10 protein-coding genes are annotated in these 11,985 nt (G+C 48.3%); all 10 read left to right on the top strand.

Annotated features, from left to right (window positions below; all coding sequences use genetic code 11):
- Nucleotide 1 precedes the first annotated feature (1 nt).
- The 10 genes from PHG53_00375 (at nt 2) to PHG53_00330 (ending at nt 11,906) form a co-directional block, all read left to right on the top strand.
- A complete protein-coding gene (locus PHG53_00375; GenBank protein MDD5380082.1) occupies nt 2-871 on the top strand; it encodes a thiamine pyrophosphate-dependent enzyme in 870 nt (289 codons plus the stop codon).
- Between the two features lie 12 nt (nt 872-883).
- Nucleotides 884-1,777 (top strand): TIGR02757 family protein, encoded by an 894-nt coding sequence (locus tag PHG53_00370; protein ID MDD5380081.1) that lies wholly within the window; start codon nt 884-886, stop codon nt 1,775-1,777.
- Nucleotides 1,778-1,853: 76 nt separating this feature from the next.
- Nucleotides 1,854-3,128 (top strand): TolC family protein, encoded by a 1,275-nt coding sequence (locus PHG53_00365; protein MDD5380080.1) that lies wholly within the window; start codon nt 1,854-1,856, stop codon nt 3,126-3,128.
- Nucleotides 3,128-4,627 carry an efflux RND transporter periplasmic adaptor subunit gene (locus PHG53_00360; protein MDD5380079.1) on the top strand — a complete coding sequence of 500 codons (1,500 nt, stop codon included), beginning with the start codon at nt 3,128-3,130 and terminating at the stop codon, nt 4,625-4,627. The genes PHG53_00365 and PHG53_00360 overlap by 1 nt, the downstream gene beginning before the upstream one ends.
- A 33-nt stretch (nt 4,628-4,660) precedes the next feature.
- The gene (locus tag PHG53_00355; protein ID MDD5380078.1) at nt 4,661-5,011 is read left to right on the top strand and encodes a YHS domain-containing protein; all 351 of its coding nucleotides are present in this window, start codon (nt 4,661-4,663) and stop codon (nt 5,009-5,011) included.
- A 59-nt stretch (nt 5,012-5,070) separates the two neighbouring features.
- Nucleotides 5,071-8,763 (top strand): efflux RND transporter permease subunit, encoded by a 3,693-nt coding sequence (locus PHG53_00350; protein MDD5380077.1) that lies wholly within the window; start codon nt 5,071-5,073, stop codon nt 8,761-8,763.
- 15 nt (nt 8,764-8,778) lie between these two features.
- The gene (locus tag PHG53_00345; protein MDD5380076.1) at nt 8,779-9,225 is read left to right on the top strand and encodes an arsenate reductase ArsC; all 447 of its coding nucleotides are present in this window, start codon (nt 8,779-8,781) and stop codon (nt 9,223-9,225) included.
- A complete protein-coding gene (locus tag PHG53_00340; protein MDD5380075.1) occupies nt 9,204-10,946 on the top strand; it encodes a hypothetical protein in 1,743 nt (580 codons plus the stop codon). Before PHG53_00345 ends, PHG53_00340 begins: the two co-directional genes overlap by 22 nt.
- Before the next feature lie 147 nt (nt 10,947-11,093).
- Nucleotides 11,094-11,519, top strand: a complete 426-nt coding sequence (locus PHG53_00335; GenBank protein ID MDD5380074.1) for an Rrf2 family transcriptional regulator — start codon at nt 11,094-11,096, stop codon at nt 11,517-11,519.
- A gap of 21 nt (nt 11,520-11,540) precedes the next feature.
- Nucleotides 11,541-11,906 carry a cupin domain-containing protein gene (locus PHG53_00330; GenBank protein ID MDD5380073.1) on the top strand — a complete coding sequence of 122 codons (366 nt, stop codon included), beginning with the start codon at nt 11,541-11,543 and terminating at the stop codon, nt 11,904-11,906.
- The last annotated feature ends 79 nt before the right edge of the window (nt 11,907-11,985 follow it).

Below are 11,985 nucleotides of genomic sequence, written 5' to 3'. Positions count from 1 at the left end.
TATGGATGCACACACCTTTGACATGGGTGAAATTGACATCGCATGGTGTCCGGGCTGCGGCAATTACGGGATTCTCAATGTGCTCAAATACGCGCTGGCGGAGCTTAATATCGCGCCGGAGAATCTTGTAATGGTTTCGGGCATAGGTCAGGCGGCCAAAATCCCGCAATATTTCAGGACACATTTCTTCAACGGACTGCACGGCCGGGCGCTTTCGCCTGCCACCGCCATAAAGGCCGCCAACCCTTCTATGGCCATCATAGCCGAAAGCGGTGACGGCGATATGTATGGCGAAGGCGGCAATCATTTCATCCATACCATCAGGCGAAATCCTAACATAACCAACATCGTCCACAATAATATGGTTTATGGTCTGACAAAGGGACAGGCTTCTCCGACAAGCCAACTCGGCTTCAAGACGCCCGTCCAGGTCGCCGGCGTTTTTCTCGAACCATTCAACCCCCTCGCAGTCGCAATCGCCCTCGATGCGGGCTTTGTCGCAAGGGCATTCGTAGGCGACGTTGAGCAGACAAAAGAGATTCTCAAAAAAGCAATTACGCACAAAGGCTATGCTTTGGTAGATATATTTCAACCCTGCGTTACGTTCAACAAGCTGAACACATGGCAGTGGTTTAAGGAGCACACCTATTACCTTGAGGATTCTCACAATCCGCACGACCGTGCGACCGCTTTCAAAAGGGCCGTCGAAGGGGACAAGCTGCCGCTGGGCATATTCTATATTAATCCAAATAAAAGTACCTTCGAGGACAATGTGGGGGTATACCGTAAAGACAATCGACCGTTGTTTGAAAGAGAGCCGGATTTTGCCAAGCTGCAAAGTCTGATAGACAAATTCCGAGTTGCAGGATGACCGGGGAATTCTATGCCGACGATAACAAATACCACGAGTCAGCATCGAGCTGCCGCTGTAAAACGGGCGGAGAGCATAAAAGCTGTTCTTGATAAGCTGTATGTTAAGTATAACCATCGCGGGTTAATAAAACCTGACCCGCTGCAGTTTGTGTATCATTATTCCAGGCCGGCGGATATGGAAATCGCCGGACTTTTGGCTTCGTCTCTGGCTTATGGGCGGGTGAAGCAGATCGAAAAAAGTTTAAACGATTTATTCGGCCGAATGGGAGCAAGCCCTTATGGGTTTGTAATGAGTTTTGATAAAGCCGGGCGGAAAAAACTTAACAGCTTCAAACATCGTTTTACAACAGGGCAGGATATTTCAGATTTATTGTCGGTTTTGAAAAAGGTTTTGCGGCAAAAGGGCAGTATTGAGAAACATTTTTCATCGGGATATAACAAGGCCGACGAGAATATTTTGCCGGCGTTATCGAGATTTTGCGATTCGCTGTATGATATATATTCGGAGCAAACGGGGCGGAAGGTAAGCAGCGGAATGAAATATTTATTAGCCAGTCCCGTTAGAGGCAGCGCCTGCAAGAGATTGAACCTTTTCCTTCGCTGGATGGTTCGCGATGACGAGGTTGATGCGGGATTGTGGAAACATATCGATAAAGCTAAATTGGTTGTTCCGATAGATGTGCATATGGGCAGGTTGTGCAGGATACTGGGTTTTCACAACCGAAAAGTGATTTCCCTATCAACAGCGAGGGAAATAACGGAGCGTTTCGCTGAAATTGAGCCAACCGACCCCGTTAAATATGATTTTGCTCTCAGCAGGATTGGGATACTGGACAACTGCACGGGCCGGCGCCGCAGCGGCTGTGAGTGTTGCGAGCTGTTTAAGTTCTGCTTTCATAAATAATTGTACGTATTTTTATGGAGTTACTTCGGCGGTTTAGTAAAATGACAATCATATCAATTAATTTAAGGGGATAAATATGAAACAACAAGCTGTCATGGTTGTTGGTGTTATCATATTTATGTTTACGCCGAGCGTTCGGGGTTCACAGCCGCCAAGTGACGCGAGCAATTTAGTCAGACTTGAAGATTATCTGCAATATGCATCGCTTAATAACGCTAATTTAAAAGCCATGTTTGAAGAATGGAGGGCGGCTTTAGAGCAAATCCCGCAGACAAAGGCGCTTCCCGACCCGCAACTGCAATACGGCTATTATGCCCGACAATCGGAGATGCAGATGAACCAGATGGTAGGCGTGATGCAGATGTTTCCGTGGTTCGGCAAGATAGACGCCAGGACGGAAGTGGCAGCCAAGAGCGCCGAGGCGGCGCAGCAAAAGTACAGGGGAGCCCAGCTTACTTTATTCAAGGAAGTTAAGGAGGGATTTTACGAGTACGTTTATCTGGCCAAAGCAACAGAGATAGCAAAGGAGAACCTTGAACTGCTGAGGTATTTTGAGGAAGTGGCAAGGACAAAATATACGACTGCGGAGGCGGGACAGCCGGATATGATACGGGCACAGGTGGAACTGGCAAGAATGGAGTACGTTTTGAGCAGTCTGGAGCAGCTGCGAGAGCCGGTTGTGAGCAAACTGAGGTCTGCGTTAACTTTGCCGACAGATACAAATCTGCCGTGGCCTAAACAGGAGGAGTTCAAGGCGGTGCCGCTGGACTATGGGCGATTAGTGACTTTGCTTATTCAGAAAAATCCGGAGCTTGCGGGCTTGAATTTTGAGGCGATGGCCGCAAAGAGCAGAATCGAGCTTGCGAAGAAGAATTTTTATCCGGACATTGGTATCGGAGTCGAATGGACACAATTCGATAAGAGCGGCGGAAACAGCGGCCGAGACGCCGTGGCACTTGTGTTTCAGATGAACCTGCCTTTGTGGCGGGACAGCTACAGCGCAGGCCAGCGGCAGGCACAGGCAATGGCGGCGAGCATTGAGCATCAAAAAATTGACACAGAGAATACCCTGCTGGCCAAGGCGGCTCAGAGCTACTACGATTACAACGACAGTATCAGAAAGATTCACCTTTATAAGGACACGCTGATACCTAAGGGAGAGGAATTGCTACAGGCGTCGGAGACGGCGTACAAGGCAGGGACAATTGATTTTCTGAGCTTGTTAGATTCGCAGCGGTTACTGCTGGATTATTATCTCTCCTATCAGCGAGCTTTGGCTGATAATCGGCAGAAACTGGCAGGGCTTGAGATGTTAGCAGGTGCGGAACTTGAATCGGAAAGGACAAACTGATGGTCCTATTAAGCAAAAAATCAAGATGGTTGTTTTTACTTTTAATTGCGGTCTTTTTAGCGGGATATGCAATCTACGGGTCAAGACAGAGCGGGAAAGCAGAACCGGCTGCGGGTGGTATAGGTGCACAACAGCAGCAATGGTGGACTTGTGCGATGCATCCGCAGATTCACCAGCCGAAACCCGGCAAGTGTCCTATCTGCTTTATGGATTTGATACCTGTTGCTTCAAGTGGAGAAGATGTTGGAGCCAGACAGATAGTATTTTCTGAAGACGCCCTGAAGCTGATGGAGGTTCAGACGACGCCTGTGGAGCGGAAACTCGTTGAAGCCGAAGTGCGAATGGCAGGTAAGGTGGAATACGACGAAAGCCGGGTCAAGGAAATCACAGCGTGGGTGCCGGGAAGAATCGACCGGCTGTACGTGGACTTCACAGGGACATTGGTGCGCAAGGGCGACCATATGGTCTACTTTTACAGTCCGCAACTGCTAAGTGCCCAGGCCGAGCTTTTGCAGGCAGCCAAAGCGGCTCAGGAATCAGGGGGCGGTGCAACAGATCTAATGCGACGCTCGGGCATTGCGACACTTGAAGCGGCGAGAGAAAAACTCAGACTGCTGGGGCTGCAGAAGGAACAAATAGAGGAAATAGAAAAAACGGGTAAGCCGGTTGACCACTTGACCATTTACGCACCGATAGGCGGGATTGTAATCGCCAAGCACGCCAACGCAGGTGATTATGTGGAGACGGGGACAAAGATTTACACGATAGCGGACCTGTCGGAGGTATGGGTAAAGCTGGATGCGTATGAGTTGGATTTGGCGTGGCTGCGATACGGACAGCAGGTCGAGTTCACGACGGAGGCATACCCTGGCGAGATGTTCAAAGGAACAATCAGCTTTATCGACCCTGTTTTGAATCCTATGACAAGGACTGTGAAGCTTCGCGTCAATGTTGCTAATCCGGATGGGCGATTGAAACCGGAGATGTTTGTGCGAGCGGTCGTGCGGTCTAAGGTGGCCGGGGCGGGAAGGGTTATGGATGAGGATATGGCGGGCAAGTGGATTTGTCCGATGCATCCTTCGATTGTCAAGACAAGGCCAGGCAAGTGCGACATCTGTGGAATGGATTTGGTAACGACAGAGTCGCTGGGTTATGTTACTGCGGCAGAACCAAATGAGGCGCCGCTTGTGATACCAGCATCGGCACCGTTGATAACGGGGACACGGGCGGTTGTTTACGTTCGGCTGGCCGACAAAGAAAAGCCGACTTTTGAGAGCAGGGAGATTGTGTTGGGGTCCAGAGCGGGCGACTATTATCTGGTTAAAGAAGGATTGGCGGAGGGAGAAATGATAGTGACAAACGGCAATTTCAAGATAGATTCGGCTCTGCAGATACAGGCAAAGCCGAGTATGATGAACCCGCAGGGCGGTGCTGCGCCAATGGGCCATCAACACGGGGGTGACAAGATGGAACAGGGAATGAATATGCCAGGTATGTAATCAAAAAACTATAATCATTGAAAGGGTTAAAAAATGAAAACGAAAAGTTTGATGCTGTTAGCTTTAGTTCTCCTGACAGCAACGGTCATACTGGTCGGGTGCAAAAAGAAAGAAGAGCCGGCTCCGCCGCCAAAGGCGTCTGCGGTAGAAAAGATTGCCGATAAGGCGACCGCATCAGCAGAAGAGGCAAAGAAAACAGCCGAAACAACAGATGCTTCAACTGAACAGACAACTTGTCCAATAATGGACGGCAACAAAATCAACAAGAACGTCTTTGTCGAATACAAGGGCAAGAAGGTTTACTTTTGCTGCGCGGCCTGCAAGTCGGTGTTTGAAGCAGACCCGGAAAAGTATATATCGAAGCTGCCGCAGTTCAAAAAATAGCGGCAAATCTGTCAAAGGCAGATATACAACGTAGTTTTTTTCTCGGAGTGCATAACTAAATGGATGAGTTGAAAAGGCGACAACCTTCGTTTGTCGATAAAGTCATACGTTTTTGCCTTGAGAACAAGCTGGTAGTATGGCTGCTTATCCTATTCTTCGTTGGTTGGGGTATATATGTTGCGCCATTTGACTGGGAACTGCGGTTTTGGCCGAGGAATCCTGTCGCAGTGGATGCAATACCGGACATCGGCGAGAACCAGCAGATAGTTTTTACCGATTGGCCGGGAAGAAGCCCGCAGGACGTTCAGGATCAGATAACATATCCGCTGACGACGTCACTTTTGGGTGTGCCTGGGGTAAAGACGATTCGCTGCTTCTCGATGTTCGGCTTTTCGAGTATATACATTATTTTTAATGAGAAGGAGGACTTCTACTGGACGCGCAGTCGGGTGCTCGAGAAACTTAACTCGCTGCCTGCTGGAACGTTACCTGAAGGGGTGAAGCCGATGCTCGGGCCGGATGCGACGGCACTCGGACAGGTTTTCTGGTACACACTGGAGGGAAGGGACAAGGATGGTAAACCCACGGGAGGATGGGACCTTGATGAGCTTAGGAGCATACAGGACTGGAATGTGCGGTATGCGCTTCTAAGCGCAGAGGGTATCAGCGAGGTGGCTTCGGTCGGCGGGTTTGTTAAGGAGTATCAGATAGATGTTGACCCTGATGCAATGCGCGCCTTCAAAGTGGGGCTGGACGAAATTTTCACCGCTGTGCGTTCAAGCAACATAGACGTGGGCGCCAGGACTATAGAGATTAACAGGGCCGAATACGTTATACGCGGACTTGGTTTTATCAAGAACCTTGCTGACATTGAAAATACCGTTATAAAAGTAAACGATAATGTCCCAATTTACGTTAAGAATGTTGCGCACGTCTCATACGGGCCGGAACTTCGGCGAGGTGCGCTGGATAAAGGCGGCGCAGAGGCGGTTGGCGGCGTAGTGGTCGTGCGATATGGCTACAACCCTCTTGAGGCCATCAAGAACGTTAAGAAGAAGATAGACGAAATTTCGCCGGGCCTGCCGGGCAAAACACTGGCGGACGGAACCGTATCGAAGGTTGCGATTGTGCCGTTTTACGACAGGACGGGACTGATTTACGAGACGTTGGGGACGCTTGAGACGGCCATTACTGAGGAAATCCTTATTACGATACTTGTCGTTGTTGTTATGGTGATGCATCTTCGCAGCTCTGTTTTGATAAGCGGCCTATTGCCATTGGCAGTGCTGATATGCTTTATCGCGATGAAGACATTTCACGTGGATGCCAACATCGTTGCATTATCAGGAATTGCGATAGCCATCGGCACGATGGTGGATATGGGGATAATCATCTGCGAGAACATACTCAATCACCTGAACGAATGCAGTCCGGAGGATAACAGGCTTGAAGCGGTGTATAACGCGGCCAGCGAGGTGGGCAGCGCCATATTGACCGCAGTATCGACAACTGTTGTAAGTTTTCTGCCGGTGTTCACTATGACAGGGGCGGAAGGAAAACTGTTTAAGCCGCTTGCTTGGACAAAAACATTTTGTCTTATCGCATCGATAATAGTGGCGTTGACGATAATCCCTCCGGCGGCACACGTTTTGTTTACAAGAGGAGCCAGCTTAAAAAAAGCAGGCAGGAAGATATTAGGCATAGTTTTGCTCGGTTGTGGTATTGCGACGTGGATACTGTTCGCGTGGTGGGCGGCGATGATTGTTATTGCCATTGGCGCGTATCACCTGTTGCACGAACGGCTGGGAGAAAAAACAACTGGATGGGGTCCGAAGGCGGCCAATATCGCTGCGATGGTTTTTGTCGGGATAATTCTGACGAGGCACTGGCTGCCTTTGGGAGTGGATAAGGGGGTTGTGAAGAACTTCGTGTTTGTAATTATGCTTATAGGGGGATTGCTCCTCTTCTTCAAAGTTTTCCAGAACCAGTATCCGAAAATCTTGGGATGGTGTCTGCGACACAAACTACTGTTTTTATCTGCACCGGCTTTGATTATCGTGCTGGGCAGCCTTGTTTGGTCAAGACTCGGTAAAGAATTTATGCCGCCTTTGGACGAAGGTTCATTTTTGTATATGCCCACGACGATGCCGCACGCCTCGATTGGAGAAGCGCTTGATATTGTGGCCAAACAGGATGAGGCATTTCAGTCGATACCGGAGGTCGATTTGGTTGTAGGCAAAATCGGCAGGGCCGAAACTGCTTTGGACCCTGCGCCGGTTTCGATGATTGAGACGGTAATAAATTACAAGTCGGAGTACATCCTGGATAAAGACGGCAGGCGGGTGCGCTTCAAATACGACAAAAAGGCGAGGGATTTTAAGCATGATGCAGAGGGTAATCTGATACCGGACGAGAACGGCAGACCTTATCGTCAGTGGCGTAAGCATATCAAAAGCCCGGATGATATATGGGATGAGATTGTAAAAGCAGGTCAGATTCCAGGGACAACGTCGGCACCGAAGCTCCAGCCGATAGCAGCGAGGGTGGTTATGCTGCAAAGCGGAATGCGTGCGCCAATGGGGGTGAAGGTCAAGGGGCCGGACCTGAAAACAATTGAGAAGTTCGGGTTTGAGATTGAACGGCTCCTGAAGGAGGTGCCCAGCATCGAAGCGCCGGCTGTGATAGCCGACCGCGTCGTAGGGACACCATATCTGGAGATTGACCTCGACCGCCAGGCGATTGCAAGATACGGCATAAGTATTCAGCTGGTGCAGGACATGATTGAGGTGGCCGTAGGCGGAAGACGCATCACCACGACAGTCGAAGGCAGGGAGCGATACCCCGTGCGAGTTCGGTATATGCGGGAGCTGCGAGACCAGATCGAAACGTTGGGCAGAATTTTGGTGCCGACGATGGGCGAAGCACAAATACCGCTTATGCAACTTGCGAATGTTCGGTATGTGCCGGGGCCGCAGATGATAAAAAGCGAAGATACGTTTTTGACAAGCTATATTCTGTTCGACAAAAAGCCCACGTTCGCGGAAGTGGACGTCGTTGAGCAGTGTCAAAAATTCCTCAAAGATAAAATTGCCTCAGGCGAGCTGGTTGTGCCGCAGGGCGTAAGCTATGCGTTTGCAGGAAGTTACGAAAGCCAGATAAGGGCGCAGAGGACGCTGACCGTGGTGGTGCCGCTGGCCCTGTTTGTCATATTTATGATTTTATACCTGCAGTTCAGGTCGGTAATCACGACGTTTATGGTCTTTTCCGGCATTATCGTGGCGTGGGGCGGAGGGTTTCTGATGATATGGGCGTATGCGCAGCCGTGGTTTTTGGATTTCAGCGTCTTCGGTGTAAATATGCGTGAGCTTTTCCAAATGCATCCGATAAATTTGAGCGTTGCTATATGGGTGGGATTTCTGGCTTTATTTGGAATTGCTTCTGATGACGGCGTGGTTATGTGCACTTACCTTGAGCAGTCTTTTGGAAAACTCAAGCCTTCTAACCGCCAGGAAGTCCACGAGGCCGTGATAAAAGGAGGAACTCGCCGAATTCGGCCGTGCCTGATGACGACGGCTACAACGATATTGGCGCTTTTGCCTGTGTTAACAAGTATCGGACGAGGTAGTGACATTATGGTGCCGATGGCCATACCCTCTTTCGGCGGAATGACCATTGAGATACTGACGATGCTGATTGTGCCGGTTCTTTACTGTTGGCGGGAAGAGAATAAAATTCGCAGGATGGAAAGGTAGTTTCAAAGCCGCGGGATGGGTGAAGATAAGAGTAAAATAAAAGTATTATTTCTTTGCACAGGCAATTCCTGTCGCAGCCAGATTGCCGAGGGCTGGGCCATACACTTAAAAGGTGACGTTATCGATGCATATTCGGCAGGGATTCGCCCGCTCGGCGTCAGCTCCAGGGCGATAAAGGTTATGGCTGAGGTCGGCGTTGATATATCAAACCACAATTCAAAACATATGGATGAATTTAAGGGAATCGATTTTGATTACGTAGTGACATTATGCGACAATGTTTCCGAAAGCTGTCCTGTATTTACAGGCAAAGCAAAAGTTATTCATAAACCTTTTGAAGACCCGTATCTTTCGACATTGGACGAGGAAAATGTTATAAAGGCATTTCGTAAGGTCAGGGACCAGATAAGGGTCTTTGTGGAAGAAATGCCGGGAAATCTATGCAAGGAAGACGCAAAATGAATCCGCAGCAGTTGGAAAAATACACTTCAGCAATAACGCTCTCGGATATGGAAATCTTTGTTTTTCCTGAGCTGATGTACAGTCTGGTGCTGGCTGACATTATGAGCCCGGTTATCTGGAAGTGGCGAGAACTGGATTGCTTCAAAAAGCTCGAAGGCAAAAGCAGCTACAGAAAATTGATGCGCCTCAGGCAATTTATAATGGATGAGTTCGATTTCAACCTCGACCTCGAAACCTGGGGACTTACCAATAAAGACAGAGAGATTAAGCGGTTCGAGGACTTTATACCTCCGGATGTAATAGCTGAAAGCAACGCTCTTTTCGGCTATCACGGCGACAGCTATTATTTCGACGTTGATATCCGCAAACATTTCGGCCTGGATAAATACGACAGCGATGTTATTCCTTACTGGAAGACTGAAACCGTAGAGGCGATGAACGCCTTCCGCCTTAAAGAAGGTTACAAAACCGCTGCAGGCGAATGTGTGTCCCTTGCCGCGCTTTACGTTGCCGCGGCATTTGTTGTCTGCGGGATTCCTCTGGAAGATATTTATATGATACTCACGCCACTGCATTCGCAGAATTTCATCGATTTGCAGGACGGCATCCTGACTAATAACAGGAGACTGGTTACGAAGACAATGTGGTTTAACGGCACCGCCATATCTAATAAAGCGCAGCGGGCGTTACGCAATGAAAACGTAACAATTGTCGCCCACCCTTCCGGCCATGTGCACTGCTTATATAAAGATGCCACGATAGATAAACAGCTTTATCAGGATTTCACCAAGAAGCTCGGTTCGTATCTTTCAGTGGAATTGACGCTCGAGGTCTTTGCAAGTTTTTTAAGAAGCCGTCATGAATACCAGAAATTCTTTCAGCTTTGCCGCGACTGTCACAGCAAGCCGAATTTTTTAAAGGCCGAGGCCCTTTTTAATTACGAGCATGACAGCGATTATAAAATCGCCTGCAAAACTCACGACAAATTGCTGGCGGAGGTCTCGGATGATGATTTCTTCTCTTATGAACTGCCCGGCAGAATCCGCTGCGATAAGATTGAGGAGTTTCTGCAAAAACAAAAGCCTGACCTGAGAAACTCTGTAGACAAAACAGCGTTAAGAAGTTTGATTGAGCCGGTTTTACCTGATGCGCAGAAGTTTGTCGATGAACTGGCAGATTTTATCCGCATCGAGGCAAAGCTTCCCACTTCGGACAAAAATTTCATACCCGCAGAACCAATTAAAATTCCGGTAGAGTACACCAGAGAACAGATAATTGATTATCTTCGGCAAATCCGTCTCAGTAATACAACAGCAGACATTGCTTTCTATGCTTATCGTGATATGGAAACCTGCGACTGGATACCTTTTATCAAGGCGGCGGTGGAACGTAATCCGGTTTCTATCCAATTGTCGGATTCTATGTCGCTTGAGCAGGTTGTTGGCTGGCTTAACCAGATGGGCAGTGATTCAATTTATGACGGCAAACGACTTGCCCAGCCAGACGAAGTGGCGAACTATAAAACCGGCGACGGTCTGGAGAAGGCCTTCTTATTGGCCAGCGTAATCAGGCAGAGAAATCCTGCTCAAAATATCGAGATAATTTCAGATAAAAATGGGGTGGTTTTGAAAGGGCCGGACCAATACCGTTTCGTATCCGCTAAGGCTCTTTCAAAGCAGGTTTCAATCTCAGCCGATGGTATTATCACGATAAAAGGCTGAATATAAAGCAGGGGAAAACCCAAATATTAAGCCAAAAACGCGGTTTTTCTCAAAAATCTTCAAAAAAGTATATTTTCCCTTGCACAAACCCACAAATAGGACTATATTAGTCTTAGATGAGACGATGATTATTGAAGGGCTATAAAAATGGATGTGCTACGAAGAAATACTGATTACGCGTTGCGTATAATGGTAAGTCTTGCGAAACGTTTTAACGGAGAATTTATTTCGGCTCGGCAATTGGCTGAAGACGGGCATTTTTCATATCAGCTCGGCTGCAAAATCCTGCAGAGGCTTCACAAGGCAGGATTAGTTAAAAGCGACATGGGCCCCAAAGGCGGCTTTGCCCTGAACAAAGAACCATCGGCGATAAGCCTAATGGAAATCATAAACGTTCTCCAGGGCGGGCTTCGATTAAACAGATGCCTATTTGGCGGCAAGGGTTGCGAATTCGAGGCCGAATGCGAGATAAATACAAAGCTGACTTGTCTTCAGTTGTATATAGAAGGTTATCTCAGCGGAATTACCCTTACTGAAATACTGCGGAGCCGAACTAAAACAAAGGTAGCGTAACGCGAAATTGAAAGGATTAGAATGAGTATCGAGAAAAAGGATGCGGCAGTGCTGGATGTTTGCTTCGGAAGAAATCAGGAGCTGGTTTCTTTGATAAAGTATTCGGATGATTCGGTAGTCAGCAAAACGATAGTGGATACGCCGGCCGGGACTATTACTCTTTTTGCTTTCGATAAGGGGCAGAAATTAAGCGAACATACTGCTCCTTACAATGCAGTTGTTCAGGTTATTGAAGGAACGGCCAGGTTAATGATAGGGGGCAGGGATGTGACTGTTCCAGCGGGTCACGTTATTATAATGCCGGCCAATGTGCCGCATGCTGTTAACGCCGAGGAAAGATTTAAAATGCTGCTGACGATGATTAGAACACAGCCGAAAGCAGTTTAAACCAGATATTCTCCCGGGCAAATGGGGTTCGGGAGATATTTTTTAATTAGGGATAAATTTAATCAACTTTTGACTTATA

It is taken from the genome of Phycisphaerae bacterium, from assembly GCA_028714855.1.
GTDB lineage: Bacteria > Planctomycetota > Phycisphaerae > Sedimentisphaerales > Anaerobacaceae > CAIYOL01.
This window is presented reverse-complemented; position numbering and strand designations above follow the sequence as displayed.

Excerpts from the sequence above, each read along its gene's own strand:
- PHG53_00330 (MDD5380073.1), top strand. The coding sequence starts at position 11,541 with ATGAGTATCGAGAAAAAGGATGCGGCAGTGCTGGATGTTTGCTTCGGA.
- PHG53_00355 (MDD5380078.1), top strand. The coding sequence starts at position 4,661 with ATGAAAACGAAAAGTTTGATGCTGTTAGCTTTAGTTCTCCTGACAGCA.
- PHG53_00365 (MDD5380080.1), top strand. The coding sequence starts at position 1,854 with ATGAAACAACAAGCTGTCATGGTTGTTGGTGTTATCATATTTATGTTT.
- PHG53_00370 (MDD5380081.1), top strand. The coding sequence starts at position 884 with ATGCCGACGATAACAAATACCACGAGTCAGCATCGAGCTGCCGCTGTA.
- PHG53_00375 (MDD5380082.1), top strand. The coding sequence starts at position 2 with ATGGATGCACACACCTTTGACATGGGTGAAATTGACATCGCATGGTGT.
- PHG53_00335 (MDD5380074.1), top strand. The coding sequence starts at position 11,094 with ATGGATGTGCTACGAAGAAATACTGATTACGCGTTGCGTATAATGGTA.
- PHG53_00360 (MDD5380079.1), top strand. The coding sequence starts at position 3,128 with ATGGTCCTATTAAGCAAAAAATCAAGATGGTTGTTTTTACTTTTAATT.
- PHG53_00350 (MDD5380077.1), top strand. The coding sequence starts at position 5,071 with ATGGATGAGTTGAAAAGGCGACAACCTTCGTTTGTCGATAAAGTCATA.
- PHG53_00345 (MDD5380076.1), top strand. The coding sequence starts at position 8,779 with ATGGGTGAAGATAAGAGTAAAATAAAAGTATTATTTCTTTGCACAGGC.
- PHG53_00340 (MDD5380075.1), top strand. The coding sequence starts at position 9,204 with ATGCAAGGAAGACGCAAAATGAATCCGCAGCAGTTGGAAAAATACACT.